Origin of the sequence: Stenotrophomonas sp. yr243 (genome assembly GCF_900184195.1) — a bacterium.
Taxonomy (GTDB): Bacteria; Pseudomonadota; Gammaproteobacteria; order Xanthomonadales; family Xanthomonadaceae; genus Stenotrophomonas; species Stenotrophomonas lactitubi.
Window position 1 is genome coordinate 859,061 of record NZ_FXWT01000002.1, and the last position, 26,364, is coordinate 885,424.

The following is a 26,364-nucleotide window of genomic DNA, read 5'->3' on the forward strand; positions in this document are numbered from 1 at the left end:
GCGCGTGAAAAAGCCCGACAGGTCGGGAGCAGAACAGAGATGGAGACCCCCGGGGACCTTTCAAGGCCCGGCCGGCAAATTTTTATCGGCGCGCCGCGACAGCTCGATGTCCGCGGATCCGGTATTTTGGTGATGGGCGTCTCACTGTCAGATATCTGGCGTTCATTTACGACAAAGTGTCACCAGATCGGCTTTAGGGTGGCCCGGCATTCCCAATCACAAGGAGTAGTCGATGCGATTGCTGTCCCCGCTCGCCGCCGCCTGCCTGTTGGCACTGGCCGCCGCGCCGGCCCAGGCCGAGGTCTTCATCAACGAACTGCACTACGACGACAGCACCGCTGCCGGTGACGTCGGCGAAGCCATCGAAGTGGTCGCCACCGCCGGCGAGGACCTGTCCGGTTACCGCCTGTACCTCTACAACGGCAGCAATCCGTCGGCCGCCACGGTCTACGCCAACAACGCGGTACCGGCGGGAACCGCCGCCAGCTGCGGCAGCGCCACCCTGGCCGTGGTCACCTACCCCACCAACGGCCTGCAGAACGGCCCCAATGACGGCATCGCCCTGGTCGACGCCAGTGGCAAGGTGGTCCAGTTCCTCAGCTACGAGGGCGCGATCACCGCCTCCGGTGGCCCCGCCGCCGGCATGACCAGCCAGAACATTCCGGTTGCCGAAACCAACAGCACCGCGGCGGGCACCTCGCTGCAGCTGACCGGCAGCGGCAGCCAGTACGCGCACTTCACCTGGGCCGAATCGGCCAAGCAGACCTTCGGCAGCTGCAACAACAACCAGACCTTCAGCGGCGGTGGCACCCCGGGCCCGAACACGCCGCCTTCGGTGTCCACCACCACGCCGGCACAGGGCAGCAGCACCTTCCCTGCCGCCGCCGACCTGGAAGTGGTGTTCAGCGAGACGGTCAACCTCGCCAGCGGCGCCTTCGCACTGACCTGCGGCACCTCCGGCAGCGTCCCGCTGACCTGGCCGGCCAGCGGCAAGAGCGTGAAGCTGTCGACCAATACCGCGCTGGTCGCCGGTGAAGCCTGCCGCTTCGACATCCGTGCCGCACGCATCACCGACGCGCAGGGTGCCCGCCCGGCGACCGACAGCCGTATCGCCTTCACCGTGGCCACCACCACCGGCAACCCGGACCCGGGCAATCCCGGCGGCCCGGCGGGCTATTACTCGAAGGTCAACACCAGCAGCCCCAGCCAGCTGCGCTGCTCGCTGCACGCCACCATCAAGGGCCACACCGCGTATCCGTACAGCGGCTCGGGCACCAGCACCTGGACCATCCTGGAGATCGCCGACGAAGATCCCAACAACAGCGGCAAGATCCTCGATGCCTACCGCAACCGCAGCTACACCAAGGTGAGCGGCCGCGCGGGCACCGGCAGCGGGCTGACCTACAACCGCGAGCACACCTGGCCGAACTCGCTGGGCTTTGCCAGCACCACCGGCGACAAGGGCCTGCCGTACGCGCCCTACACCGACACCCACATGTTGTACCTGACCGACGCACAGTGGAATGCCGACCGCGGCAACAAGCCGTTCGGCAAGTGCGACGCCAACTGCGGCGAGCGTGCCACCGAGGCCAACAACGGCCAGGGCGGCGGCAGCGGCGGCTACCCGGGCAATTCGAACTGGGTACGCACGCCGGATGGCAATGCTGGCACCTTCGAAGTGTGGGGTGCACGCAAGGGCGACATGGCACGCGCGGTGATGTACATGGCCATCCGCTATGAAGGGGGCAAGGATGCGGCCACCGGCCAGTCCGAACCGGACCTGGAACTGACCGACGACCGCAGCAAGATCGTCAAGACCAGCAGCTCGCCGGCCTACATGGGCCTGCTGTCGACCCTGATCGACTGGCATCTTGCTGATCCGCCGAGCGCTGCAGAACGTGCCCGCAATGACGTGATCTACAGCTTCCAGGGCAACCGCAACCCGTTCATCGACCACCCCGAGTGGGCCACCCCGGGCCTGTTCACCTCGGCCAAGCCGGCCACCTGCCAGCTGGCCAACTGACTGCGCAACGCTGCGGTCCATTGCCGTCGCCGGGCCCTGCCCCGGCGACGGCCCTATACTCGACGGTCATGTCGACCGTCGATCCCGTCCTGCTGCTGTTGACCACCTGCCCGGACCGGGCCAGTGCCGAGCGCATCGCGCACGCGCTGGTCGCCGAGCACCTGGCTGCCTGCGTCACCCGCCTGGACGGCGCACAGTCGACGTACCGCTGGCAGGGCGAGGTCACCACCGACGCCGAACTGCAGCTGCTGGTGAAAACCACCGCAAGCCGTGTCGATGAAGCCATCGCCCGGATCGTCGAACTGCATCCGTATGAACTCCCGGAGTGCATCGCGGTCGAAACCCGGGCCGGCCTGCCGGCGTATCTGGACTGGATCCGGGCACAGACCCGGGAGGACACTGATTGAAGACTCTGTTTGCGCGTGGCGCCGCCTTGTGCGCCCTGTTGTGGCTTTCATTGCCGGCCTTCGCGCTGGATGAAAAAGATCTGCTGCCGGTGGACCAGGCGTTCGCGCTGACCGCCAGCGCGCCCGAACGTGGCCAGATCCAACTGCAGTTCAAGATCGCCCCCGGCTATTACCTGTATCGCCACCGCACCACGGTGAAGGCCGATCCGGCCTTCAATGCCGCTGCGCTGCAGATGCCCGCTGGCAAGAAGCACCACGACGATTTCTTCGGCGAGGTGGAGACCTACCGCGAACGCCTGCAGGCCACCCTGCCCGGCGCGCCCACCGATGCCGCCGGCACCATCAGCCTGGAAGTGCGTTACCAGGGCTGCGCCGATGCCGGTGTGTGCTACCCGCCGCAGAAGCGCGTGGTGCAGGTGACCCTGCCCGGCGCGGGCGGTGCGGCTGCCGCGCTGCCGACCGCACGCGCCACTGGCGCCAGTGCGTTCAACAACCCGCTGGCTGGCGCCGGCAGTGGCGGTGGCCTGCGGCTGCCGGGCACCAGCAACAGCCAGGCGCTGCCGCTGCCGTCGGAACAGGCATTCGGCTTCGATGCCATCGCCAGCGATGGCAACACCGTGCTGCTGCGCTTCAGCCCGGCACCGGGCTATTACCTCTATCGCGATCGCACCTCGCTGAAGCTGGAGGGCAGCGCCGGAGTACTGGCCGACAAGCCGCGTTGGCCGACGGCGCAGTCGCACCGCGACGAGCACTTCGGTGATGTGGCGGTCTATTTCAACCAGGTGGAAGTGCCGGTGCCGCTGCGCCGCAGCCGCGCCGAGGCCGTCGACAGCACGCTGGTGGTGACCTTCCAGGGCTGCCAGACCGATGGCATCTGCTACCCGCCGATGACCCGGCGGGTGAAGTTGTCGATCCCCGCCGGCAAGGCCAACGCCACCAGTGACGCACCTGCTGCACGCGACGAAGTGATCCGTTCGCTGCCCGCTTCGGCCGCTGCCAGCACCCGCGAGGCCGCCAACGGCACGCCGCTGCGCCTGCTGCCGACCGTACCCAACGACGCGCCGGCCGCCACGGGTGGTGCCGAGGCCAGCAGCGGTGCGCGCGATGCCTTCGCTGCCGACGCGCAGCAGGACAATGCGTTGCGTACCAAGGCCCCCAGCCGCGTGCCAAAAACCGACAGCTCGCTGCTGTGGGTACTGCTGCTGGCGCTGGGCGGTGGCCTGGTGCTGAATCTGATGCCCTGCGTGCTGCCGATCCTGTCGCTGAAAGTGCTGAGCCTGGCGCAGAGCGGCGAAAGCCCCGAACGCGCCCGCAGCCATGCCATGTGGTACACGCTGGGCGTGCTGGTTGCCTTCGCGGTGATCGGCGCGCTGATGGTCGGCCTGCGCATGCTTGGCAACGCGGTCGGCATCGGTTTCCAGCTGCAGCATCCCGGCGTGGTCGCGGCGTTGGCCTACATCATGTTCGCGGTAGGCCTGAGCCTGTCCGGCGTGTTCACCATGGGCGGCGGCATCGGCAACTTCGGCCAGTCGCTCGCGCGACGCAGTGGCCCGGCCGGCGACTTCTTCACCGGCGTGCTGGCCTGCGTGGTCGGCAGTGCCTGCGTGGGTCCGTTCTTCGGCCCGGCGGTGGCCTATGCCTTCGTTGCACCGCCAGTGGCGGCGATGCTGGTGTTCCTGTTCCTCGGCCTGGGCCTGGCCCTGCCGTTCCTGCTGATCGGCTTCGTGCCGGCGCTGGCCCGTCGCCTGCCCAAGCCGGGCCAGTGGATGGAAACCCTGAAGCACGTGCTGGCCTTCCCGATGTATGCCGCCGCGTTGTGGCTGCTGTGGGTGCTGGGCAAGCAGCGCGGTGTGGATGGCATGGCGCTGGCGCTGGGTGGCCTGCTGCTGCTCACCGGTGGCCTGTGGCTGTTCGAGCGCAGCCGCTGGCGCAGCCAGCGCGCCGCCGGGCTGCTGGGCGTGCTGCTGGTGATCGCGGCGCTGGTGCCGGTGTGGGCCGTGACCCAGCTGGCACCGCCGGCACGTGCCGCGCAGGCGAGCAGCGAGAACGTGGTGGATTACTCGCCGCAGATGCTGGACCGCCTGCGCGCCGACAACCGCGTGGTGTTCGTCAACATGACCGCCGACTGGTGCGTGAGCTGCAAGGCAAACGAGCGGGCGGTACTGTCGCGCCCGGAGTTCAAGGAACTGCTCAAGCGTACCAACGCGGTGTACATGCGCGGCGACTACACCAATGTGGACCCACAGATCACCGCCTTCCTGGATGAGCACAAGGCCGTGGGCGTGCCGCTGTACGTGGTGTACGGCCCGGGCGCGCCGCCGACGGTGCTGCCCACCCTGCTGACCCAGGCGCTGGTGGAAGAAGCGCTGCTGCGCACCGCACGATGAAGTGGCAACGGCCAGCACTGCTGTGGACAGCGGTGCTGGCTGCCGGGCTTGGCCTGTGGGCCGGCAATCGGCTGGCGCCGGCGCCGGCGGCGCAAACCGCAGCGCCTGTTGCCGTATCACCGCCAGCGCTGCCGATGCTGCGCCCTGGTGATCCGCTGCCGGCGCTGGTCCTGCCCGATGCTGAAGGTCACGCGCAGGATATCCGCGAACGCTTCAAGGGCCGGCCATTGCTGGTCAATGTCTGGGCCAGCTGGTGCGGCCCGTGCGTGGAAGAGATGCCCGAGCTGGCCCGCTTTGCCGAGGGCCAGGGCACGCGCGGCGTACAGGTGTTGGGCCTGGCGCTGGATACGCCGGACGGCGTGCGCGATTTCCTGCAGCGGGTGCCGGTGAACTATACGATCGTGCTCGATACCCCGGGCCCACGCGATGCCAGCGTGCAGTTGGGCAATGCGCAGGGCCTGCTGCCGTACAGCGTGCTGTTCGATGCGCAGGGCCGGATGGTGAAGGCCAAGCTCGGCCCGTTCGCGCACGGCGAGATCGAAGGCTGGGCGAAGTAAGGTCGGCAGGGCTGCGCCCTGCACCTGCAGAAGCCGAATCAACGGCAACAGCCGAAGCAACGGCAACAGCGGGCTTCCTGCGGGATGGCGAGGCACTGTGGGTGTGCGGGGCCGCCGTGAACCCGTCCATGGGGGCTTGGTCGCCGCATCCATGCGGCTCACACCCCGCAAACCCACAGTGCCCCGCCTTCGACAGTTTCCCGGTAGCCAGTAGATCCACGCCATGCGTGGATGAATCTCCATCGACATCGAATATTTCGACAATTGAACGAAGAGCATCCACGCATCGCGTGGATCTACGTGTCGACCAAGGTCGACACCCACCAACAGCCGCGGGAACCTGCCGAAGGCGGCGCGTGGTCGCCGCATCCATGCGGCTGACACCCCGCAATCCGACATCGCTCAACCTCTGACAGACTCCCGGTATCTGGTAGATCCACGCCATGCGTGGATGAATCTCCATCGAAATCGAATATTTCGACAATGGATCGAAGAGCATCCACGCATGGCGTGGATCTACGTGTCGACCCAGGTCGACACCCACCAAGACCAGGCCATGCCATTCCGACAGATCGTGGAAATCTGTCGAAGGCGGGGTGGGTCCGGTTGCGGGGGCGTGAGCCGCATGGATGCGGCGACCGAGCTTACATGGACGTACTTGCAGCGGCCCCCGCAACCGGACCCACCCCGCCTCCCCACAGGAAACCAGCTTCTGCTGTTGCTCCGGCCGTTGCCGTTGCCTCTGCAGGTGCAGGGCGCAGCCCTGCCGGCAACCCCTTCTTGACCGCAGCGGCCCGGGACCCGGAGAATTACGAGATTAATTCTCATTTGCTGTTGCGCAGGATGCGGGCGGCAGCCTCGACGGCCCTCGATCCCGATGTTCAAGAACGTCCTGTTCCAACTGCACTGGCTGCTGGGCATCAGCGCGGGTGCCATCCTGGCCGTGATGGGCCTGAGCGGTGCGGTCCTGTCGTTCGAGGATGAGCTGCTGCGCGCGGCCAATCCCGGTTTCGCCGCGATCGCCGAACACCATGCCGACAACCAGCAACCGCTCGCCTTGAATGAACTGGTGCCGTTGCTGCAGGCGGGCAGCGAGCGGCCGCTGCAGCGCCTGCGGGTGGATGCCAGCGGCCAGCGCCCATCGGTCGCACGCTTTGCCGGTGGCAAGGACCACTGGGTGTATTTCGACCCCTACAGCGGCGAGCGCTTCAGCGCGCTGCGCGGACAGGCGTTCTTCGATTTCGTCGAGGACCTGCACCGCCATATGGTTGCCGGCGAGCGCGGCTCGTGGATCACCGGCAGCTGTGCGATCGCCCTGCTGTTCTTCACTTTGTCCGGGTTGTACCTGCGCTGGCCACGTCGCTGGTGGCAGTGGCGCAGCTGGTTGGCCGTGGAGTGGGCACGCACGGGCCGCGGCTTCCTGTGGAGCCTGCATTCGGTGATCGGCACCTGGGTGCTGCTGATCTACCTGATGAGCGCGCTGACCGGGTTGTGGTGGTCGTTCGACTGGTACCGCAACGGGCTGACCCAGCTGCTGGGTGTCACGCCCCCCGCCAAGCACAGACTCGCCACGGATCTTCCCCTGGATCTGCACAATGTCGAGGCCACGCTGTATGCGCTGCCCGGCGTGCGCCAGGGCTTCATCGACCTGCGCCTGCCTGAGAAGCCCGGTCAAGCACTCAATGTGCGGGTGATGTCGGCGGATCCCGCGCAGCGCGGTGGCCATCACGACCGGGCGCATGATCTGCTGCAGCTCGATCCGGCCACCGGCGCGGTTCTCGACGCGCGCCCCTACGCGCGCCAGGGTGCCGGCGGCCAGCTCACCACCAGCATGTTCGCCCTGCACTCGGGCAGCTTCTTCGGCATGCCCGGGCGCATCGTGGTGATGCTCAGCAGCCTGGGCATGTGCCTGTTCTTCATCACCGGCTGGCTGCTGTACCTGGACCGCCGCCGCGGCCAGCGCGCCGCGCGCGCGCTGCGACAGACCGTTCCGGAAGCAACACCCCACGCCGCAGGCACACCTTGGCTGGTGGTGCATGCCAGCCAGAGCGGCCTCGCCGAACAGTTGGCCTGGCGTGCAGCGGCACAGCTGCAGGCGGCCGGCCACGGGGTGCAGGTACTGCCGCTTGCGTGCGTGACGGCCACGCAGCTGCAAGCCACCACACAAGCGTTGTTCGTACTCAGCACCTTCGGTGATGGCGAGCCACCGGACAACGCACGGCGCAGCGCGCGCCAACTGCTGGCACAGGTGCCGGACCTTTCCCGCCTGCGTTACGGCATGCTCGCGCTGGGTGACCACCAGTACGCGCAGTTCTGCGGATTCGGCATGCAGATGGACGACTGGCTGACCCGCGCGGGCGCACAGCCGTTGTTCGCGCGAATCGACGTCGATGCAGCTTCGGTGACGGCGCTACGCCAATGGCAGCTGCAGCTGACCGGACTGACCGGCATCGACACCGATGACAGCGTGCTGCCAGCCGCCACGGTGATGCATGACTGGCGTCTGCTCGGCCGCACCCTGCTCAACGCCGGCAGCGTCGGTGGCCAGATCTGGAAGATCCGCCTGGCACCACCGGCTGATGTCGATTGGCAGGGCGGCGACATCCTGCATATCGCGCCACGCCACGACGCGTTGCATGTGCACACGGTGCTGCAGGCGCATGGCCTGGATCCCCTGCAACCGGTGCTGATCGACGGTGCTGCGAAAACACTGCTGGAACTGGCCAGCGAACGCGTGCTGCCCGAAGCCGGCAGGGCAGTGCGGGTGCAGGACGCAGGCCTGTGGCTGTCAGGCCTGCCATCACTGCCTGGGCGTGAATACTCCATCGCCTCATGCGCCGCCGATGGCGACGTGGAACTGGTGGTCCGGCTGGTCCACGACGCCGCCGGCCGCGCGGGCCTGGGCTCGGGCTGGCTGGCCCTGCATGCGCCTGTGGGCAGTGCCGTTGCGGCCCGCGTGCATCGCAACCCTGGCTTCCATCGGCAGCCAGGCGCGCCGATGGTGCTGATCGGCAACGGCACCGGCATCGCCGGCCTGCGCAGCCTGCTGCGCGAAGCCGCGCATCACGGTGAGCACGGTCATTGGCTGCTGTTCGGCGAGCGCCAGCGCGCGCACGACTTCCTGTTCGCCGAGGAAATCATCCGATGGCAGGCTGACGCGCACCTGCTGCGGTTGGATCAGGCGTACTCGCGTGACATCGACGATGGCAGCTACGTGCAGCATCGCCTGCACGCTGCGGTGGATGACCTGCACGCGTGGCTGGCACGCGGTGCAGTGATCCATGTATGTGGATCGCTGCACGGCATGGCCGAAGGCGTGGACCAGGTGCTGCGCGAGGCACTGGGTGATGAAGCAGTGGAAACGCTGCTTGAGAACGGACGTTACCGGCGCGACGTGTATTGAGTCCGTTCGCCGGGCATGGCCCGGCGCTACCCGTCATGGGTTTCAACGGTAACGCCGGGCCATGCCCGGTGAAGGCGATCAGGCGATCACGCCGCCGCGCGCGGGCGTCGCTCGGGCAGTAGTCGGAACGTGGCCACCGCTTCGGACAGCGCCTGCACCTGGGCCTGCATCTGCGCGGTGGATGCGCCTGCTTCTTCCACCAGGCTCGCATTGCGCTGCGTGCTGGCCTCCATCTGCACGACGGTCTGGTTTACCTGGGCGATGCCTGCATGCTGCTCGTGCGAGGCACTGCGGATACCGGCCAGCAGCCCGGCCAACTGCTGCACGCTGCTGACGATTTCGTCCATCGTGGTGCCCGCCTGCTCGGCCTGCGTACTGCCCTGGCCTACCCGCGCCACCGAATCCTCGATCAGCCCCTTGATCTGCTTGGCCGCATCCGCGCTGCGCTGGGCCAGCAGCCGCACTTCGGCGGCCACCACCGCGAAGCTGCGGCCCTGCTCGCCTGCACGCGCGGCCTCCACTGCCGCGTTGAGGGCCAGGATATTGGTCTGGAAGGCGATGCCATCGATCAGCTGGATGATGTCGCCGATGCGCCGCGACGACGCGCTGATACCCTGCATGGTCGCCACAACCTGGCCGACCGCACTGCCGCCGCGCTCGGCAACCTTGGCGGCGTCGCGCACCAGTCCGTCAGCTCGCCCCGCGGCGTCGGCATTGCGGCCGACGGTGTCGGTCAGCTCATGCATTGATGCCGCGGTTTCTTCCAGGTTGGCCGCCTGCTGCTCGGTGCGCTGGGACAGATCGTGATGACCGGCGACGATCTCGCTGACACCCACATCCAGGCGCACCGTGACCTGCTGGATACGGGTGACGATGTGGCCCAGCTGCGTGACAGTAGCGTTGGCATCGTCACGCATGCGCGCGAACACGCCCTGCAGTTCGCCCTCCATGCGCACGCTCAAGTCACCGCGTGCCAGTGCGGCCAGCAGCGCCTGCAGGTCGCCCAGGTTGGTCTCGAAAGTGGACAGCAGGCGATTGATGCTGGTCGACAGCGTGCGTACGAACCCCTGCTTGCCCTCCAGCGCGATGCGCCCCTGCAGCTCGCCATGCGCTGCCGCATCGACCAGTGCCGCCACTTCGGTTTCCAGCAGCGTTTCCAGCGCGCGGCTGCGCCACTCCACCGCGACACCAAGGAAGTGGTCGTCCTCGACAATGGCATTGGCGATCAACTGATACCGGGTGCCGGCGTGGCCGATCTCACGCTCTTCGCGCTGACGGACACCAATCAGTCCCGCCAGCGCCGGATGCAGGCGGACCGCGTCGCTGCCGAGCAATGTCTCTGCGGGAAGCGCCAGCAGCTGCAGCAGCGCCGGGTTGGCGTAGGCCACCTGCCCTTCCGCATCAACCACCATCAGGCCGGTCTGGGCGCTGTCCAGCGCCTGCCGGACGCGCGTGTTGCCACGTGCCACCGCGCGTTCGGTCTCGGTGCGTGCACGCAGGCGCTGCTGCATATCAACCAGGCGCTGCGCGAGCTGGCCGATCTCATCATTGGCGTTGTGCACGCGCAGCGTGGTGTCGAGCCGGTCATCCGCGATGTCGCCTGCAAAGCGCAGGGTGTCCTGGATCGGTCGACGCACCGCGCGCACCACCAGTACCAGGCTGGTGATCAGCACGCCGGCCACCAGCAGCAGCGTAGCCACGAACAGCACGCTGGCCATCCTTGCACCCGATCGCTGACGCAGTTGTGCCTGTTCCAATGCTGCAACCTGGGCCTGCTGGAACGCGGCCAATGCTGGGCCCACGGCCGCCGCAGTCTCAAGCAGTGATTGCGCCTCCACATCCAGGCCGACGCGCGCGGCGGTATAGCCCAGCAACGCGGCCTGGTAGGCTTCCATGCCGTTGCGCACGCGCTCCTGCACGTCGGCTGGCAGGCCGGCCAGCGCCAGGTCGAAGGGCAGCTTTTCTTCGCTGGCACGATCGGCGTGGGTGGAATCACCATCGAGCAGCAGCAACGCTTCATGACGTCGCATCCGCTGCACATGCAGGGACAGCGCAGGGCGCTCCAGCGCATCCACCTGCGCCTGCAGCGCGTCGGCGGCCTGCTGCAGCTGTGCGGCCAGACCGGCGTCGCCGCGCCCCATCTCATCCACCCGCTCGAACAACGCGGCGATGCCCTGCGAGAATGCGTCGACAGCCTCGGCCATCGCCTGCAGCACCTTGCGCCGGCCCGCGTCCATCGGCATGCCACGCAACGCCTGCAGGTCCTGCTTCAACATCTGCTGCGTGGCCAGCAGCTGGCTGCGGTCCGCATCATCGAAACTGCGCGCATACTGGGTCTGCAGTCGCCGGGCCTCGGCCACCCGGGCGGCCAGCGAAGCAACGCGGTCACTGCCGTGCTGGTAGCTGGCCTGATCGCGGGCCGCCTGCGTGCTCGCATGGCTGGTCCAGGCGTGGACGGCGGCGATGGCCACCAGGCCCAGGCTGCAGACCAGCAGGGTCGCCTTGAGCTTGTCGGCGACGCTGAGCCGATGTGGCTGCAGCCAGCGCAGCAGGCCTGGGAAACGGGAACGCAACCCGACAACGCGGCTACGCAGGGACCGAAGGTGGGGAACGACGGCCGACATGACAGACTCCAGGCGGAAGGACGCACCTGTATCGGCCGGTTGCAGCGGAACTTTAGCGCCGAACTGAATCCTGCCGCGCGCAGTGACCAGTCGTCGCTGTTGTACCGGCCGCAGGCGACGAGGGGATGACACCGGCGAGGCACACTTGACCTCAACCCCGGTTGCGGTAGCACAGTGGAGCCTCCCGCCCGTGGTGCCTGCCATGTCCATCGACGTCCCCCGCTACCTGCAGCGCCTGCAGCTGGATGCCCCGCCACCGCTCACCCTGGCCGGACTGACCCTGCTGCAGCAGCGCCACAACGCCCTGCTGCCGTTCGAGACCCTGACCAGCCTGCTGCGCGATGCGGTCGCCATCGACCTCGACAGCGTCCAGCACAAGCTGCTGCACGCGCAGCGCGGCGGTTACTGCTTTGAACTCAATGGCGCGTTCCTGGCCCTGCTGCAGGCCTTGGGCTTCGATGCGCAGCCACTGAGCGCACGTGTGCTGTTGTCAGCCGCCGGTGGCGAGCTGACCGCGCGTACGCATCTGCTCCTTCGGGTGCGTCTGCAGGAAGCGGACTGGCTGGTCGATACCGGCTTCGGCAGCCTGACCCCGACCGTGCCACTGCGCCTGCATGAGACCGCAGTGCAGGACACACCGCATGAGCGCTACCGCGTGCGGCGGCTGGACGATGGCGACTTCATGCTCGCCGCCGAGGCGGGGGATGACTGGCGGGCGCTGTACCGCTTCGACCTGCAGCCACCGGCGCCGATCGATAACGAAGTGGGCAACTGGTACGTGTGTACGCATCCGCAGTCGAGCTTCCCCGGCCAACTGCGTGCATCACTGACCGGGCCGGATTGGCGACGCACCATCGGCAGCGGCAACTACACCGAGTACCGCCCGGGCCAGGTACCGGCCAAGCGCCCGCTGCGCGATGTGCAGGACGTGCGCAAGGTGCTGCAGCAGGGCTTCGGCATGTGCCTTCCGGACGATCCGCGATTGGATCCAGCCATTGCCGACTGGCTGCAGCGATCACGCGCCGCGTCCGTGTAGAGCCACGCGATGTTCGGCTGCTGACCTCCCCGGCTATGGGGTGACGGGCGCCTGCAGGGCGATCCGGTTGCCCTCGCTGTCGCGGATCTCGGCCACCCGCCAGTCACCGGCCATGTCCGGGCCAAAGCACAGCACCGCGCCCGCCTGAAGGGCACGCTGCAGGCTGTCATCCAGATCGTCCACGCCCAGGTAGATACGCGGACCCTGCTCCCACGGCAGGTAGTCGGCGCCGTGCACCAGCGCCATGCTGGCACCCGCGTCCCTATCGTTGAATGGCAGGTACGCCATCCGGCAGTCATGCACGGTGATCGGCGTATCGATGTCCACCTGCAGCCATTGCCGGTAGAACGCCATGGCACGGTCCAGGTCGGCAACGGGAACTTCAACGTGCAGGATGGGATTCATGGTGATCAGGCTGGGCGCGCAGGCGGATGAAACACAGGATCGCAGCTCCGCACACCACACGATACGGCCACAGCTGGCATGCTGGGCAGCCCGACACCGAGCTGGAACCGCGCATGTCCCTGTCCGATCACCGTCATGCGTTGGCCCCACTGGGCTTCCTGCGCATTGCCATCAACCTCGGTAACCCGGTGCTGGCCCAGGGCGATGCCGATGCACCACGCGGGCCATCGGTGGAACTGGCCACCGCGCTGGCACAGCGGCTGGGTGTGCAGGCACGCTTCAGTTGCCACGATGCGGCCGCATCGGTGGTGGCAGCGGCGAGCGACGATGCGTGGGATCTGGCCTTCCTGGCGGTGGACCCGGCACGCGCCGACCGCATTGCCTTCAGTGCACCGTATGTGGAGATCGAAGGAACCTACCTGGTGCGCAATGACAGCCCAGCACGGCAGGTTGCAGATCTCGATCGCGACGGGCTGCGCATCGCAGTGGGCCGCGGCGCCGCCTACGATCTGTTCCTCAGCCGCGAGCTGCAGCAGGCAACGATTGAACGTGCCGATACCTCGGCCGCCGCCATCACCCTGTTCGACCAACAGCAGCTGGATGCAGCGGCCGGCGTGCGCCAACCCCTGCAGGCCTGGGCACAGGCGCATGCCGGCCATCGCGTGCTGGCAGATCGCTTCACCGTCATCCAGCAGTCGGTCGCAGCGCCTGTTGCTCGACCCGCGGCGGCGTTGCAGGCACTGTTCGCGGAAGTGGAAGCCATCAAGGCCGGGCCGCTGCTGGGCGAGGCCTTCGCACGTGCCGGGCAGGCGGTCACGCTGGTGCGCTGACGCACACTCCCCGTCATTACGCTCGCCTGGCGCTATCCCGCGTCGGCGGCCTGCATGTGCCGCACATGCTCGGCTGCCTGCGCGTGCAGCCATTCGCGGAAGGCCAGGAAACCACGGTGCCGCACCGAGCGCTGCGGGTACACCAGCCAATGCGGCCACGCGGTTTTCAGGCGCAGGTCCGACAACGCAACCAACTGGCCGGAATCCAGCAGCAGCCGCGCCCGCGTGACCCGTCCCAGCGCAACACCCACGCCGTCCAGTGCGGCGCGATGGTGGGCCTCGGAATCATCCAGCACAGCCACGAACCGCGCCGGTGGGCGCTGCCCGGTCAGCGCGAACCATGCGCCCCATGCACCGTCTGGGTCTCCCAGCAGCGGCCACTGCGCCAACGGTACGTGGCCGATGCCGCCCATGCGCTCGATCAGTGCCGGGCTGGCCATCGGCAGCAGCCATTCGTCGAACAACGGTTCGACCACCAGCCCCGGCCATTGTCCGCTGCCCAACCGCAGCGCCGCATCGAACTGCAGTTGCCGGTCGAAGTCGATCAGACGCTCGCTCGATTGCAGATTGATTTCGATCTGTGGATGCGCCGCCACGAAGTTGCCCAGGCGTGGCACCAGCCATGCGCTGGCCATCGACGGCACGGCGCTGAGGGTGAGCACATGCTCGGGTCGCGCAGCGTAGGGCTGGAAGGCTTCGTTGATTGCATCCAGATGGGGCCCGACCTGATCCAGCAGGCGCTGTCCTTCCAGGGTCAAGGCCACACCGCGTGCCTGCCGGATCAGCAGCGGCTGGCCCAGGCGTTCCTCGAGCTGTCGCATCTGATGGCTGAGCGCACTGACCGTCAGGTTCATCGATGCTGCGGCGCGGGACAGGTTGCCCAGGCGCGCGGCAGCGACGAAGCCCTGCAGGGCATGCAGCGGTGGGCGGGACATAAGCCTTGAATTCCTCTCAAGTCGACCTTGCGGAAATGTCGCTTTTTGCGCCCCCATGCTGCCCGTATCGTGCATTCCACTCAAGTGGAGGCACGATCATGAACATCTTCAGCGGTCTGTTGTTCCTGCAGGGTCATGTGACCAACGTTGCCCTGGCCCAGCGCCTGGCCGAACCGGTTCCCGCAGCGCCCGATGCGCGCCAGGCACTGCGGCCGGCCAACGTCCCGGCCACCTCGGGAAGTGTCACCACCCGCGCTGCAGGTACTCCGGCAACCACGGCTCCGGATCGATAGCGAGCGCGCGATACGCATCGATGGCTTCGCGCAGTGCGGCCACTCCGACCGGCGTGCGCAGGCTTTCCTCTTCCGGCACCTGCGCTGCGGCCCAGTCATGCAGCCGGTCCAGACGCTGGACCAGCGCCGCCCGCAGCCATGGCCGCAGCGGATACGTGTGATAGCCCTGCTGTGCCAGCGCACGTACCGCCTCGGCCAATGCGGCGTTGGCCCCGCGCACCCATTCGGTGCGCCCACCGGCCTTGTCCTGCACCGTCATCGGTGCCGGCGCACGATGCAGCTTGAAGGGCCGGCGCAGCTGCAGTTCCAGGTCACGCGCATCCCGCTCGGATTCCGCCTCGACCAGCGCACCCGCTTCCAGATCGAAGAACTCGAACCAGCGCCGATGCAGCGCACTGATCCGGCCCAGCGGATCGCGCGAGAAACCAATCTTCGCGTAGTCCTCCCAGGCACAGGGAAAGACGTAGGCGAACACGCGGCCATCGATGCGGATATCGGAGTCCATCGCTGCACGATGACGATGCCCGCATGTGCGGAACGTGCAGGCGTCGTGCAGGCGGGTGCGCGGCCGGTCAACGTCGCTGCAGCGCTTCCTGGATCGCAGCGGCCACATCGGTGTTGTCGATGTAGCTGCCGTCGTTCAAGCGCACATGCTGGCGATAGCCGTTGTCGACACCGCGCACGCGTTTGCCCAGCAGCTCGGCGCCGTTGCCCTTGGCCCACAGTGGCACCAGGCCGTTTGAATGGTTGCCGGTGGGGCGGAAGCTCATGCCCGGCATGCGCCCCCGGCCATGGTTGCGCACCGGTTCGAAGGCCACCTGCTGTGCATCCGGCCCCATCGGCATGCTGTTGTCGTGGTCGGTGGTGACAATCAGCAGGTTGCGCTCCCAGCCACCGTTCTCCTCGATCCACGCGATGACCGCCGACACGGCATCGTTGAACTCGACGGTCTCTTCGATCAGACGGCCAAACTGCGGCTGCCCGGTGCAGGCGCCGTAGTGCCATTCACTGCCGCAGGTGCTGGTGTGCGCTGCCCAGTCGGTGGCACCGCCTTCAATCATCAGGAACAGGCCCTTGGTTGAGCGCTGCTGCAGGAACTGCAGCGCGCCACGGGTCATCGTCGCCAGGTCCGGCACGCTGTCGATCTTCTTCACTCCCGATGGTGTGCTCGCGTCTTCGCCCAGTACCTGCAGCTGGCGTGCCTGCTGCAGGGTGTTGGCCACGCGCGGTACACCGATCAGCGGCCGGTCGGAGGGCATCAGGCCCTGCGCCAGTGCAACGAACTCGGCCTTGCTGCGGATCAACCGCCACGGCCCCGATGGATTTCCGGCAATGGCCGTGCCCGCCTCAAGCTGCTGCCAATCCTGCTGCGACACCCACTCCCAGGGGTTCCCGCAGCCCTCGGCCACCGGGCTCTGCGGCCCGTCGACGCAGGCTTGCCCATTGACGCTGTAGCCGGGTCCGCCGGTGCCCATCACCAGATCCATGTGGCCCTGGGCCAGCATCTGGTGGGCAATCTGGTGATAGCTGTTGCGTGATTCGGCCTGCGCAGCGAAGGCAGCCGGCGTGGCATGCGCGAACGGCACCGAGGTCACCACGCCGGTGGCCATGCCCAGGCGTTTGGCACGCAGGGTGTTGAACTCCACCGGTACACCGTCGTTGTCGACGTTGATGGCGTTGTTGTAGGTCTTCACTCCCGAGGACAGCGCCGTGCCGGCCGCCGCGCTGTCGGTGGCCACCGCCGCCAGGTACTGATAGCCGGCGAAGGGCAGATCCGCCGCAGGCACGGGCGTGGCATCCCACGCCTTCCGTGCGTCGTAGCCGAGGGTCTGCGCTGCATCGTGCGTAGGCTGGCTGCTGGCATTGAGCGGGAACGTTGTCACCGCCAGCCGCTGCGGGAAGTCGGCATAGGGGGCGCCCTCGCGGCTGCCGTACTGCCAGTAGGCAGCGGCGTCCCAGGTGCCCCAGCCGGCACCATCGTTGATCATCACGATGACGTTGTGCGGCCGTCCCTGCGCCGGTTCCGGCCTGTCGGTGCGTATGTCGTGCTGGCAACCGGCGATGGCAACCAGCGCTGTCAGGATGGCCGGCCGCAACCAACCCCCGAGATTCGTTTTTTTCATCAGCAGTCCCAGCAGAAAGCGAAGTGATCCAGCCCAATTTGCGACGTTATATCATTTCAATATTTCAGCAACAGTCATCCAGCGCGGGCGCACGCCGGTACGCTGTCGCCGTATGCAGTCCATGACTTCTTCCCCTTCCCCTGTGTCATCGATCGCGATCGATGCCCTCTCCCTCGAGATCCTCCAGCAGCAGCACGCGGAGCTGCGACGACCGCCGGCCTCGCTGACCAAGCTGATGACGGCCTACACCGCGTACGACCTGCTCGCGCAGTCGGGCGGTTCGTGGTCGGACACCATCGCCATCGATCCGCGCGACGTACACGACGTGGCCGACGATGAAACGCGGATGGGTCTGGTGCCCGGCGAAAGCATCGCTCTCGGCAGACTGCTGGAGGGCCTGATGGTGGTTTCCGGCAACGACGCAGCGCTCGCCCTGGCCCGTCACCTGGCCGGATCGCAGGCGGCGTTCGCGCAGCACATGAACGGCCACGCGCGGGCGCTGGGCCTGAACGATACGCACTTCATCTCCGCATCCGGCATCACCACCCCGGGCCATCTGTCGACTGCACGCGACATGGCGATGCTGGCCGCCCATCTGCTTGCGCGCTACCCCGACCTGCTGGCAATCACCGCACAGCGCAGCTTCGTGCACCGCACCCTGCAGAAGGGGAACCAGAACGCCCTGCTCGGCGAAAACGGTGTGGATGGCTTGAAGACCGGTTACACCCAGGCTGCGGGTTTCTGCCTGGCGGCCACCGCCCGTCGCAGCTGCGCTGGGCACGCCCTGCCACTGCGCCTGATCAACGTGGTGCTGGGCGCTGATTCCCGTGCGTCGCGCGATGAGCAGGTGCGGGCGCAGCTTGATGCGGGCTTTGCCATTGCCGCGGCGGCCGAGGCCCAGCGTGTGTGACGGGCAGACCGGGCAGACACCACAGGCAATGCGCTCTATAGTCCAGCGCCCGAAGGTGTACCCCATCGATGGATCGACGTCTCTTGTGCTGGATGCTTGCGCTGTTCTGCACGTTCTCTGCGGCACTCACCCATGCCGGTGAACTCACTCCTGCCGAGAGCGACGCGCTGCAGAAGGATGTGCGATCGCTGCTGTCCACGTTCGCGCGCGGCGATACCGATGCCATGATCGCGCGCACGCATCCCAGCGTGAAGCGGTTTGCCGGCGGCGATGCGGCCTATGCGAAGGCCGCACGCGATGCGATGAAGACACTCGACGACATGGGCGTGAAGGTCATCAGCGATGATGTCGGTGAACCGACCCGCACCTATGCTGCCGGCGACGAAGAAGTCTGCTTCGTGCCACGGACCACGGTGTTCACCGTCGATGCGCAGACCGTGAGAAGCCTCGCTTTCATGGTCGCCATCCGGCACGTCGGTGAAACGCAGTGGCGCTACATCGATGGTGCCGCGATGCAGGCGATGCCGGAGCTGCTGCGACAGCTGTTGCCGGACCTGCAGCCTGACGTGTCACTGCCCCCGGTCAGCGTCGAGCAACTCCAGGTCGCTCCGCACACATGATTCAGGTGCTGCGCTTGACGATGGCGACGATCACGCGCTCCAGCTCGGCCTCGGCTGCCGCATGCTCCACCGCATCGGCCGCAACCGCTTCAGACAGGGTTTCGGCGGCACCGAGGATGGCCCAGAGGCCGGTGGCCGGCACGACCTCTCCCGCTGCGAACGGGCCCAGCCACTGCGCGCACTTGTCGATGAAATCCTGCTGATAGCAACGGCGCACCGCCCGCAGTTCCGGTGATCCCGCCAGCGCAGCGAGAATGTCCTGGATCTCGCTGCCCTGTGACAGCACGCAATCGATATAGCCGGAGGCGATGGCATGCGCACGCTCCTTCAGCCGCGCCTTCGCGCTGCCGATACGCTCATCGAAGACCACGGTCTGCCTCTGGTCATAGTCGGCATACAGCGCGGCCAGCAAACCGTTGCGGGTTTCGAAGTGGTCGTAGGCCAGCGGTTTGGCGACCCCGGCGGCCTCCGCCAGACGCCCCAGCGTCAGCGCATCGGTGCCCTCTTCGCCAACCAGCGCCCACGCCACGTCCAGCAGCTGGCGGGCACGCTGTTCGCGGGTCAGGCGACGACGGGGCTCGGGCACGGCAGGACTGGAAGACAAGGGTGATCGTCAGAGTGCAGGGGTTCCGATCTTACGTCCGATGTCCACCGCCGTCTGCAGATGCGTTTCGGCCATGCCGCTGTCGGCATCCAGCAGCAGCGTGGATGACAGCACCGGCGCTCCGCAGTAATCGAAGATGCCCTGGTCGATCTGGATCTTCATCGCCTCGCCATAGCCGCGCCGGTCGATCATCTGCTGGCCGGCGCCGCCCAGGCCCACCAGATGCACCTGCAGCCGCTGCAGCTTCTTTTCCACCTTGCCATCGGCACCTTCGTCATAGGCCCAGCCCTGGGTGAAAACGCGATCGATCCAGCCCTTCAGCAGCGCCGGGAACGACCACCAGTAGAGCGGGTAGACCAGCACGAGCGTGTCGGCCGCATCCAGCCGCGCGTGCTCGGCAGCCACATCGGCCGGCAGCGCTGTGGTTCTGCGGAAGAACGCGTGGTCCTGCGCGTTGAAGCGTGGATCGAATCCTTCCGCCATCAGATCCACGGTGGTGACCGTATTGCCGGCATCGGCGTTGACGATGGCCTCGCCGATCCGCGCCGCTACGGCGCGGGTAAGCGAGCCCGGTTCGGGGTGGGCCACAACGATCTGGGTATGCATGACAGCAGCTCTCGGATTCATTAGTTACCAATAGTAACTATCGGGCGGACGAGCAACAGCATCACCGATAGGACGCTGTCGCTCGGCTCATGTGAGAACCCTGCATGCATGGGAACCCATGCCCTCCATGCAGCGTTCACCGTACCTGCGCCGGACTCCAACGGGCGCCCACGTAAGGTCACCGCTCTCCCCAGCAAAGGTGTCGACGCATGGCCATCAAGACCGCAGAAGACCTGTTCATCCACGAACTGTCCGATATCTACAGCGCGGAGAAGCAGCTGACCAAGGCCCTGCCGCGGCTGGCCCGCGCAGCCGAAAATCCCGAACTGGCCACCGCCTTCGAGACCCACCTGGAAGAAACCCAGGGCCAGATCGAACGCATCGACCGGGTTGTAGAGCTGCTGGGCATCCGCCTCAAGCGGATCAAGTGCGCGGCAATGGAAGGCTTGGTAGAGGAAGGAAAGGAAGTGATCGATACCATCGACGAAGGTCCGGTGCGCGACGCCGCCTTGATCGGTGGTGCACAGAAGGTCGAGCACTACGAGATCGCTTCCTACGGCACCATCGCCGCCCTGGCCAAGCAGCTGGGCTACAAAGAGGCGCTGCCGCTGCTGCTGGAAACGCTGGGAGAAGAAAAGGCCACTGACGAGAAACTGACGTTGCTGGCCAAGAGTGGTGGCAACGCGCGGGCCGCACAGGCCGCCTGATTCCATGGCGAACGCATGGCCGAAGCCGCCAGGGAGGGCGGCCACGGCCAGCAGCAGAACACGCAGATCACAGTTACGCCTTCGCGCCGAAAGCACATCAGGCAGCCATGGCCTTGATGCCGGAAAGCAGAGACTTTACGCACCACCGCAGCATTCGCACGACAACACACCATGCAAAGCAGCAATGAACGACCCACGCCGCTACCGCGCCTGCTCCTTGTGGAAGACCAGCTCGATCTGGCCGATCTGATGGAACAGGCCCTGGCCGACGAAGGCAATGAGATCGCCCACGCCAACAGTGTCTTCGAGGCATTGGGCATGCTCGACAGTGGCCACTTCGATGGCGCCGTTCTGGACGTGGAACTTCGCGACGGCGTGGTGTTTCCCGTTGCCGATCGGCTGCTCGAGCTCGGCATCCCCTACCTTTTCGCTTCGGCGGTATACGACCAGCTGGTGCCGGTCAGGCATCGGCGTGCGCCGTTCCTGGCCAAGCCGTTCCATGTGCAGGGACTGCAGCGCGCGGTACGCGAAGCGCTCGGCAGGATGCCCCCCTTGCCGGCACCGCCCCACTAACCCGCACGCGCTTACGGCTTGAACAACCCGTTGAGCTCGGCACCTGACGGGGTGCCCGGCAGCGCGTCGAATGATCCTCTGCCGAGCATCTGCTCCGATGCCCTGAGAAAGCCTGCCCACGCACTGCGGGCCAGCGCACCGCCGACACTGACCCGGCGCACGCCAAGGCTGGCCGCCTGCTGCAGCGTCATCTGCCCGGGCGAACCGATCAGCAGGTTGACCGGTTTGCCAGCGGCCGCATCCACCACGGCGCGGATCTGCTCTGCGCTGCGGATACCCGGTGCGTACAGGCAATCCGCACCCGCCTGCGCATAGGCGCGGATGCGGGCCAACGTATCGTCCAGATCGGGGCGCCCGACGAAGAAGTTCTCCGCGCGCCCCACCAGCATCACGTCGTGCCCGCTTTCGTCGATTGCACGGCGCGCAGCCTGGAGCCGGGCCACGCTGTCTTCGATGCTGCGCAGCGGATGCTCTGCATCGCCGGTGGAATCCTCGATCGACAGGCCGGCTACACCGGTGTCGATCGCCAACGACACACTTTCGTACACCGCCTCCGGGCCGCTGCCAAAGCCATCTTCGAAGTCGGCGTTCACCGGCAGGTCGGTCGCCGCCACCATCGTCCGCAGATGGGCGAGGATTTCATTGCGACCCATCGCCCCGTCAGGCTGCCCGTGGGCCCAGGCATGGCCGGAGCTGGTGGTGGCCAGTGCCTGCGCACCCAGCCGCGCCAGCGCTACGGCACTGCCAACATCCCATGGGTTGGGCAGCAGGAAGCAACCGGATGCATGAAGTGCCCTGAAGGCAGCGCGGCGGTTCTGGATTGCGTCGGCACTCATCACGGACTCCTGGTTGGTACGCCTTCCCACGCTGCCAACAGGGCAACGGTCACTTGGCAGCGGGCTTCACGGCGCTGCCACGCGGTTCTGCCGTCGTCTGCAACGGCAGCCCCTGCAACACCGCCTTGTCCAGCTTCGCCGCCACGCCAACACTGCGCCCGGCAAGGTTGGCCACCTGGTACTGCACCGCCACGCCCAGCACCTGGGTCGCCTCGGACAACGTCAATCCGTAGGCCTGGCGCAGCCACTGCAGCATGCCCGAGGTGGCGATGCGCAGCGCATCGTCGCTGGAGCCGCCCTGGCCCAGGGTCATGATCTGCGTTGCCGATTCCACCCGTGGCGTTGCGATCGCATGCTGCTTCAGCAGCTCGACCTTCACCTCCACATCGAGCGACGTCTCCAGCGCCCACTGCGTGGTTTCGCCATCGCCCTGGAGCGCGTGGCCATCACCCAGGTACATCAGCGCGCCAGGCTGCTGCACGGGCAGGTAGACCGTATTGCCTTCGACCACGGCGTTGAAATCCATGTTGCCGCCGAAGTCGGCGGTATCGCCGGTGGAAAAAGGCGGGTAACCGAAGCCGGGCGCCAGCGCCAGGCCACCGAGCATCGGCTTCACCGGCACTTCGAAATGCCGCAGGCCGCCACTTGCCCCCTGCGGACGGGCGACGCCCCTGCTGCGGTCCAGCTGCCAGCGCACGGGCTTGCCCAGCCCGCTGGCTTCGGCAGCCACCCGCGGTGTCTTCAGGCGTCCCACCAGGCCATCCAGGCTGTCGGCATGGTCGCGGTTGAGCTTCAGCGAGGTCAGCGTGATCGCCAGCGTATCGCCCGGTTCGGCACCGACCACGAAGAACGGCCCCACCTGCGGATTGCCGAACAGCGCGCGGGTAACACCCTTCTCGTCCACGCCGCCAGAGTCCAGCGTGCGGGTCTGCACCGAGTCCCCCGGCCAGATCACCAGCACCGGCGCGCGGTCGGCGCTGAAGGTATTGGAATAATCGGTCGGCGTGAACACATGGCGTTGCGGTGCGGTCGAGGCCCGCGCCGGTACCTTCCACGCGCTGAAGGCGTGGGCGGCACGCGCATCGCGGTTGTTGGTGTCCGGCTGATCGCTCTGTCCCTGCATCCGCGCGCCGTCAATGCGCCCATCGAACTGGTAGCGCAGGCCCTGGCTGTCCGTTGCGGTGAACACCATCTGTCCGGCGCTCAGGGTGCCGGTGACCGGGTCGGCATCCAGCCGACCGGCGATACGCCCGCCCTGCACGTCCAGATGCAGGGTCTGGTAGTTCCTGTTGCCCCACAGGTCGGTGGCAACGATCCATTGTTCGGCAGCCAGCGCATTCAAAGGCAGCATTGCCAGCAGAAGTGCGGGCAATCGCAGGGAGATAGGCAAGGCGGGCATCCATGAACGCCGACATGGCGGGTAAGCGCAGTGTAGGAATGCCATGGCAACCTCCGCAGTGTCGAACGTAATGCGGCCCGGCGGTGGCGGCCCGGCATGGGGGATGGTCGGCACGCGCAATTTCCACTATCCATAGAAAGCCTTCCCGCGCCGGTCCACCACGCAGCCACGCGGACGAAGGCATTTTTCAAACAATTGTTTTAAACACCACTAATTTCGCCGAACTGGACAGCATCCTCAGCTTCCGCCAGACTGCCGCCCTTTCCCGTCAATCGGATCCCATGGCGAAGCTGCTGGTCCTGCATGGCCCCAACCTCAACCTGCTCGGCACCCGCGAGCCGGAGGTCTACGGCCACACCACGCTGGCGGACATCGACCAGGCGCTGGCCGCCCAGGCCGCTGCCGCGGGTCATTCGCTGGAGAACCTGCAGTCCAACGCCGAGCACGTGCTGGTGGATCGTGTGCAGGCCGCGCGCAACGACGGAACCGCCTTCATCCTGATCAACCCGGCCGCCTTCACGCATACCTCGGTTGCCTTGCGCGATGCGCTGGCGGCGGTGGCCGTGCCGTTCATCGAGATCCACCTGTCCAACCCGCATACCCGCGAGCCCTTCCGTCAGCACAGCTATTTCAGCGACAAGGCGGTTGGCGTGGTGTGTGGCTTCGGTGCCGACAGCTATCGCTATGCGATGGACGCGGCATTGGCACGCGTGCAGGCTGCCGCCGCGTCATGAGCCTGTCGCGCGTCCTCGCCAGCGTTGTGCTGTGGGCCGGCCTGTGCGGCGCTGCCGCCGCGTCCGACCGTGAGGCCGAAGGCATCGACTGCGCGCATCCGACCACCACGATGGAGAGCGACCTGTGCGCCTCGGACGTGGCAGCGGCCGCCGACGTCGAACTCAATGCCGTCTACGCCCAGGCCCGCAGGCAGCTGCGCACGCCGGCCAACGGTGGCAGCTGCAGCTACTGCGGCAACGCCGAACAGGAACTGGTGCTGGCCCAGCGCGCATGGATGCAGCTGCGCGACCACGACTGCCAGGCGGTGTATGCCCTCAATTCCGACGGCACCGCGCGCAACGGCGCGCAGATGCGCTGCCTGATCACCCTCGCGCGCGACCGCACCCGGCAGCTGCGCGACTTCTACGAACTGCTTTGACCCGAGCGCAACGCGCTTCCCACCACACTGACATCAAAGAGCAAAGAGGCCACCATGGATCTCCGCAAAATCAAGAAGCTGATCGACCTGCTGGAAGAGTCGAACCTGGCTGAAATCGAAATCAAGGAAGGCGAAGAGTCGGTGCGCCTGTCGCGCGCTCCGGTGTCCGGCTACGGCATGATGCAGGCCCAGCCGCAGATGATGATGGCCGCCCCGGTCGCCGCCCAGCCGGCCACCCCTGCGATGCCGATGCAGTCGCCGACCGAAGCCTCCACCGGCGGCACCGCCAAGCCGGGCAACGCGCTGCCGGAAGGCCACGTGCTGCGCTCGCCGATGGTCGGCACCTTCTACGCCTCGTCCGCTCCGGACAAGCCGGCGTTCGTCAGCATCGGCCAGCAGGTCAAGGCCGGCGAGACGTTGGCCATCATCGAAGCGATGAAGATGTTCAACCCGATCGAAGCCGATGCGTCGGGCACCATCGTCGCCATCCTCGGCGAGAACGGCCAGCCGGTGGAATTCGACCAGCCGCTGTTCGTGATCGGCTAAGGGGCGGCTGCCATGCTCGACAAAGTCGTCATCGCCAACCGAGGGGAAATCGCGCTGCGCATCCTGCGCGCGTGCAACACCCTGGGCATCCGCACGGTGGCCGTCCACTCCACGGTCGACCGCAACCTCAAGCACGTGGCCATGGCCGATGAATCGGTCTGCATCGGTCCGGCGTCGTCGGCGGAAAGCTACCTCAACATCCCGGCGCTGATCGCTGCGGCCGAGGTCACCGATGCCCAGGCCATCCACCCGGGGTATGGCTTCCTGTCCGAGAACGCCAACTTCGCCGAGCGCGTGGAAGAGTCCGGCTTCATCTTCATCGGCCCGAAGGCAGACACCATCCGCCTGATGGGCGACAAGGTCGAAGCGATCCGCGCCATGAAGTCGGCCGGCGTGCCGTGCGTACCCGGCTCGGGCGGCCCGCTGGGCGAGGACATCGTCGCCAACACCAAGATCGCCCGTGAGATCGGCTACCCGGTCATCATCAAGGCGGCCGGTGGCGGCGGTGGCCGCGGCATGCGCGTGGTGCACGCCGAAGCCTCGCTGAAGACCTCCATCGAGACCACCAAGAGCGAGGCCAAGGCCGCGTTCGGCAATGGCGAGGTCTACATGGAGAAGTTCCTGGAGAATCCGCGCCACGTGGAGATCCAGGTGCTGGCCGACGGCCAGGGCAATGCCATCCACCTCGGCGAGCGCGACTGCTCGATGCAGCGTCGTCACCAGAAGGTGGTCGAGGAAGCGCCGGCACCGGGCATCACCACCGAGCAGCGCGAGCAGATCGGCAAGGTGTGCGTGGAAGCCTGCATCCGTATCGGTTACCGCGGCGCCGGCACCTTCGAGTTCCTGTACGAAGACGGCCGTTTCTACTTCATCGAAATGAACACCCGCATCCAGGTGGAGCATCCGGTCACTGAAATGGTCACCGGCATCGACCTGGTCGCCGAACAGCTGAAGATCGCTGCCGGCCAGAAGCTGTCGATCAAGCAGAGCGACGTGGTGCTGACCGGCCATGCGATCGAGTGCCGCATCAACGCCGAAGACGCCGAAACCTTCGTGCCGAGCCCGGGCACCATCACCGGCTTCCATGCACCGGGCGGCCCCGGCGTGCGCGTCGATACCCACATCTACAGTGGCTACCGCGTGCCGTCGAACTACGACTCGATGATCGGCAAGCTGATCGTGCACGGTCCGGACCGCGAAACCGCCATCGCCCGCATGCGGGTGGCGCTGAGCGAGATGGTGGTCGATGGCATCAAGACCAACATCGCCTTGCAGCAGCGCATCATGCGTGACAAGGGCTTCCAGGCCGGTGGCCAGAACATCCACTATCTGGAAAAGCGCCTTGCCGAGCGCAAGAGCAAGCCGATCGCATTGACCTGATCGGCTG

The 26,364-nt window shown here is 66.8% G+C and carries 25 protein-coding genes; 16 read left to right on the forward strand and 9 right to left on the reverse strand.

The annotated features are described in order from the left end of the window. The first annotated feature begins 232 nt into the window (after positions 1-232). The 5 genes from QOL57_RS10595 to QOL57_RS10615 all read left to right on the forward strand — a co-directional run bounded on the left by QOL57_RS10595 (position 233) and on the right by QOL57_RS10615 (position 8,777). Positions 233-2,023 carry an endonuclease gene (locus QOL57_RS10595; protein WP_089237233.1) on the forward strand — a complete coding sequence of 597 codons (1,791 nt, stop codon included), beginning with the start codon at positions 233-235 and terminating at the stop codon, positions 2,021-2,023. A 68-nt stretch (positions 2,024-2,091) separates the two neighbouring features. After that, positions 2,092-2,430 carry a divalent-cation tolerance protein CutA gene (gene cutA, locus QOL57_RS10600; RefSeq protein ID WP_025878647.1) on the forward strand — a complete coding sequence of 113 codons (339 nt, stop codon included), beginning with the start codon at positions 2,092-2,094 and terminating at the stop codon, positions 2,428-2,430. Further along, the gene (locus QOL57_RS10605; protein WP_089237235.1) at positions 2,427-4,817 is read left to right on the forward strand and encodes a protein-disulfide reductase DsbD; all 2,391 of its coding nucleotides are present in this window, start codon (positions 2,427-2,429) and stop codon (positions 4,815-4,817) included. The genes cutA and QOL57_RS10605 overlap by 4 nt, the downstream gene beginning before the upstream one ends. Further along, on the forward strand, positions 4,814-5,374 hold the full coding sequence (locus QOL57_RS10610; protein ID WP_089237237.1) for a TlpA disulfide reductase family protein: 561 nt from the start codon (positions 4,814-4,816) through the stop codon (positions 5,372-5,374). The genes QOL57_RS10605 and QOL57_RS10610 overlap by 4 nt, the downstream gene beginning before the upstream one ends. Before the next feature lie 877 nt (positions 5,375-6,251). Then, positions 6,252-8,777: a sulfite reductase flavoprotein subunit alpha gene (locus tag QOL57_RS10615; protein ID WP_089237241.1), complete on the forward strand. Its 2,526-nt coding sequence runs from the start codon at positions 6,252-6,254 to the stop codon at positions 8,775-8,777. A gap of 86 nt (positions 8,778-8,863) precedes the next feature. Here QOL57_RS10615 and QOL57_RS10620 read toward each other — a convergent pair whose 3' ends face one another. Then, positions 8,864-11,401 (reverse strand): methyl-accepting chemotaxis protein, encoded by a 2,538-nt coding sequence (locus QOL57_RS10620; RefSeq protein WP_089237243.1) that lies wholly within the window; start codon positions 11,399-11,401, stop codon positions 8,864-8,866. A 202-nt stretch (positions 11,402-11,603) separates the two neighbouring features. Between QOL57_RS10620 and QOL57_RS10625 the strand changes: the two genes are divergently transcribed. Continuing rightward, positions 11,604-12,437 carry an arylamine N-acetyltransferase gene (locus QOL57_RS10625; protein ID WP_089237245.1) on the forward strand — a complete coding sequence of 278 codons (834 nt, stop codon included), beginning with the start codon at positions 11,604-11,606 and terminating at the stop codon, positions 12,435-12,437. Between the two features lie 33 nt (positions 12,438-12,470). On the opposite strand, the gene QOL57_RS10630 is transcribed toward QOL57_RS10625, so the two are convergent. Beyond that, a complete protein-coding gene (locus QOL57_RS10630; RefSeq protein ID WP_089237247.1) occupies positions 12,471-12,842 on the reverse strand; it encodes a VOC family protein in 372 nt (123 codons plus the stop codon). Positions 12,843-12,955: 113 nt separating this feature from the next. Here QOL57_RS10630 and QOL57_RS10635 point away from each other — a divergent pair, with 113 nt between their 5' ends. Next, complete coding sequence (locus QOL57_RS10635; protein ID WP_089237249.1) at positions 12,956-13,672, forward strand: transporter substrate-binding domain-containing protein; 717 nt, start codon at positions 12,956-12,958, stop codon at positions 13,670-13,672. Positions 13,673-13,704: 32 nt separating this feature from the next. Here QOL57_RS10635 and QOL57_RS10640 read toward each other — a convergent pair whose 3' ends face one another. After that, positions 13,705-14,607 carry a LysR substrate-binding domain-containing protein gene (locus QOL57_RS10640; protein ID WP_089237251.1) on the reverse strand — a complete coding sequence of 301 codons (903 nt, stop codon included), beginning with the start codon at positions 14,605-14,607 and terminating at the stop codon, positions 13,705-13,707. Between the two features lie 98 nt (positions 14,608-14,705). Here QOL57_RS10640 and QOL57_RS10645 point away from each other — a divergent pair, with 98 nt between their 5' ends. Next, a complete protein-coding gene (locus QOL57_RS10645) occupies positions 14,706-14,900 on the forward strand; it encodes a hypothetical protein (RefSeq protein WP_100309794.1) in 195 nt (64 codons plus the stop codon). Here the strand turns inward: QOL57_RS10645 and QOL57_RS10650 are convergent. Together QOL57_RS10650 and QOL57_RS10655 are read right to left on the reverse strand one after the other, a co-directional pair. After that, on the reverse strand, positions 14,851-15,405 hold the full coding sequence (locus QOL57_RS10650) for a GIY-YIG nuclease family protein (protein ID WP_089237253.1): 555 nt from the start codon (positions 15,403-15,405) through the stop codon (positions 14,851-14,853). The genes QOL57_RS10645 and QOL57_RS10650 overlap by 50 nt on opposite strands. Before the next feature lie 67 nt (positions 15,406-15,472). After that, positions 15,473-16,888, reverse strand: coding sequence for an alkaline phosphatase (locus QOL57_RS10655; protein ID WP_283401532.1), 1,416 nt, complete (start codon positions 16,886-16,888; stop codon positions 15,473-15,475). Here QOL57_RS10655 and QOL57_RS10660 point away from each other — a divergent pair. Together QOL57_RS10660 and QOL57_RS10665 are read left to right on the forward strand one after the other, a co-directional pair. Next, positions 16,881-17,933 carry a D-alanyl-D-alanine carboxypeptidase family protein gene (locus QOL57_RS10660; protein ID WP_343238790.1) on the forward strand — a complete coding sequence of 351 codons (1,053 nt, stop codon included), beginning with the start codon at positions 16,881-16,883 and terminating at the stop codon, positions 17,931-17,933. The two genes, QOL57_RS10655 and QOL57_RS10660, sit on opposite strands and share 8 nt — an antisense overlap. Before the next feature lie 68 nt (positions 17,934-18,001). Further along, positions 18,002-18,553, forward strand: a complete 552-nt coding sequence (locus QOL57_RS10665; RefSeq protein ID WP_089237258.1) for a hypothetical protein — start codon at positions 18,002-18,004, stop codon at positions 18,551-18,553. Position 18,554: 1 nt separating this feature from the next. Here QOL57_RS10665 and QOL57_RS10670 read toward each other — a convergent pair whose 3' ends face one another. Both QOL57_RS10670 and QOL57_RS10675 read right to left on the reverse strand, forming a co-directional pair. After that, positions 18,555-19,118: a TetR/AcrR family transcriptional regulator gene (locus QOL57_RS10670; RefSeq protein ID WP_089238142.1), complete on the reverse strand. Its 564-nt coding sequence runs from the start codon at positions 19,116-19,118 to the stop codon at positions 18,555-18,557. A 48-nt stretch (positions 19,119-19,166) separates the two neighbouring features. Next, on the reverse strand, positions 19,167-19,763 hold the full coding sequence (locus QOL57_RS10675) for an NAD(P)H-dependent oxidoreductase (RefSeq protein ID WP_089237259.1): 597 nt from the start codon (positions 19,761-19,763) through the stop codon (positions 19,167-19,169). A gap of 209 nt (positions 19,764-19,972) precedes the next feature. Between QOL57_RS10675 and QOL57_RS10680 the strand changes: the two genes are divergently transcribed. Both QOL57_RS10680 and QOL57_RS10685 read left to right on the forward strand, forming a co-directional pair. After that, positions 19,973-20,470: a ferritin-like domain-containing protein gene (locus QOL57_RS10680; RefSeq protein WP_089237261.1), complete on the forward strand. Its 498-nt coding sequence runs from the start codon at positions 19,973-19,975 to the stop codon at positions 20,468-20,470. Positions 20,471-20,641: 171 nt separating this feature from the next. Next, positions 20,642-21,043 (forward strand): response regulator, encoded by a 402-nt coding sequence (locus QOL57_RS10685; RefSeq protein WP_089237263.1) that lies wholly within the window; start codon positions 20,642-20,644, stop codon positions 21,041-21,043. Between the two features lie 11 nt (positions 21,044-21,054). On the opposite strand, the gene QOL57_RS10690 is transcribed toward QOL57_RS10685, so the two are convergent. Next, positions 21,055-21,882 carry an isocitrate lyase/phosphoenolpyruvate mutase family protein gene (locus QOL57_RS10690; protein WP_198512165.1) on the reverse strand — a complete coding sequence of 276 codons (828 nt, stop codon included), beginning with the start codon at positions 21,880-21,882 and terminating at the stop codon, positions 21,055-21,057. A gap of 46 nt (positions 21,883-21,928) precedes the next feature. Continuing rightward, on the reverse strand, positions 21,929-23,269 hold the full coding sequence (locus QOL57_RS10695; RefSeq protein WP_198512164.1) for an acetamidase/formamidase family protein: 1,341 nt from the start codon (positions 23,267-23,269) through the stop codon (positions 21,929-21,931). Positions 23,270-23,559: 290 nt separating this feature from the next. Here QOL57_RS10695 and aroQ point away from each other — a divergent pair, with 290 nt between their 5' ends. The 4 genes from aroQ to accC are packed head-to-tail and all read left to right on the forward strand — an operon-like array spanning position 23,560 to position 26,357. Further along, positions 23,560-24,012 (forward strand): type II 3-dehydroquinate dehydratase, encoded by a 453-nt coding sequence (aroQ, locus tag QOL57_RS10700; RefSeq protein WP_089237269.1) that lies wholly within the window; start codon positions 23,560-23,562, stop codon positions 24,010-24,012. Further along, positions 24,009-24,431, forward strand: a complete 423-nt coding sequence (locus QOL57_RS10705; protein ID WP_089237270.1) for a lysozyme inhibitor LprI family protein — start codon at positions 24,009-24,011, stop codon at positions 24,429-24,431. The genes aroQ and QOL57_RS10705 overlap by 4 nt, the downstream gene beginning before the upstream one ends. 54 nt (positions 24,432-24,485) lie before the next feature. After that, positions 24,486-24,977 carry an acetyl-CoA carboxylase biotin carboxyl carrier protein gene (accB, locus tag QOL57_RS10710; RefSeq protein ID WP_089237272.1) on the forward strand — a complete coding sequence of 164 codons (492 nt, stop codon included), beginning with the start codon at positions 24,486-24,488 and terminating at the stop codon, positions 24,975-24,977. Positions 24,978-24,989: 12 nt separating this feature from the next. Further along, on the forward strand, positions 24,990-26,357 hold the full coding sequence (gene accC / locus QOL57_RS10715) for an acetyl-CoA carboxylase biotin carboxylase subunit (protein WP_089237274.1): 1,368 nt from the start codon (positions 24,990-24,992) through the stop codon (positions 26,355-26,357). The last annotated feature ends 7 nt before the right edge of the window (positions 26,358-26,364 follow it).

Bases quoted from the DNA above. Each gene is read 5' to 3' on its own strand.
- QOL57_RS10595 (WP_089237233.1), top strand. From the start codon at position 233: ATGCGATTGCTGTCCCCGCTCGCCGCCGCCTGCCTGTTGGCACTGGCC.
- cutA (WP_025878647.1), top strand. From the start codon at position 2,092: ATGTCGACCGTCGATCCCGTCCTGCTGCTGTTGACCACCTGCCCGGAC.
- QOL57_RS10610 (WP_089237237.1), top strand. From the start codon at position 4,814: ATGAAGTGGCAACGGCCAGCACTGCTGTGGACAGCGGTGCTGGCTGCC.
- QOL57_RS10615 (WP_089237241.1), top strand. From the start codon at position 6,252: ATGTTCAAGAACGTCCTGTTCCAACTGCACTGGCTGCTGGGCATCAGC.
- QOL57_RS10620 (WP_089237243.1), bottom strand. From the start codon at position 11,401: ATGTCGGCCGTCGTTCCCCACCTTCGGTCCCTGCGTAGCCGCGTTGTC.
- QOL57_RS10625 (WP_089237245.1), top strand. From the start codon at position 11,604: ATGTCCATCGACGTCCCCCGCTACCTGCAGCGCCTGCAGCTGGATGCC.
- QOL57_RS10630 (WP_089237247.1), bottom strand. From the start codon at position 12,842: ATGAATCCCATCCTGCACGTTGAAGTTCCCGTTGCCGACCTGGACCGT.
- QOL57_RS10635 (WP_089237249.1), top strand. From the start codon at position 12,956: ATGTCCCTGTCCGATCACCGTCATGCGTTGGCCCCACTGGGCTTCCTG.
- QOL57_RS10640 (WP_089237251.1), bottom strand. From the start codon at position 14,607: ATGTCCCGCCCACCGCTGCATGCCCTGCAGGGCTTCGTCGCTGCCGCG.
- QOL57_RS10645 (WP_100309794.1), top strand. From the start codon at position 14,706: ATGAACATCTTCAGCGGTCTGTTGTTCCTGCAGGGTCATGTGACCAAC.
- QOL57_RS10650 (WP_089237253.1), bottom strand. From the start codon at position 15,405: ATGGACTCCGATATCCGCATCGATGGCCGCGTGTTCGCCTACGTCTTT.
- QOL57_RS10655 (WP_283401532.1), bottom strand. From the start codon at position 16,888: ATGATCAACGATGGTGCCGGCTGGGGCACCTGGGACGCCGCTGCCTAC.
- QOL57_RS10665 (WP_089237258.1), top strand. From the start codon at position 18,002: ATGGATCGACGTCTCTTGTGCTGGATGCTTGCGCTGTTCTGCACGTTC.
- QOL57_RS10675 (WP_089237259.1), bottom strand. From the start codon at position 19,763: ATGCATACCCAGATCGTTGTGGCCCACCCCGAACCGGGCTCGCTTACC.
- QOL57_RS10680 (WP_089237261.1), top strand. From the start codon at position 19,973: ATGGCCATCAAGACCGCAGAAGACCTGTTCATCCACGAACTGTCCGAT.
- QOL57_RS10685 (WP_089237263.1), top strand. From the start codon at position 20,642: ATGCAAAGCAGCAATGAACGACCCACGCCGCTACCGCGCCTGCTCCTT.
- aroQ (WP_089237269.1), top strand. From the start codon at position 23,560: ATGGCGAAGCTGCTGGTCCTGCATGGCCCCAACCTCAACCTGCTCGGC.
- QOL57_RS10705 (WP_089237270.1), top strand. From the start codon at position 24,009: ATGAGCCTGTCGCGCGTCCTCGCCAGCGTTGTGCTGTGGGCCGGCCTG.
- accB (WP_089237272.1), top strand. From the start codon at position 24,486: ATGGATCTCCGCAAAATCAAGAAGCTGATCGACCTGCTGGAAGAGTCG.
- accC (WP_089237274.1), top strand. From the start codon at position 24,990: ATGCTCGACAAAGTCGTCATCGCCAACCGAGGGGAAATCGCGCTGCGC.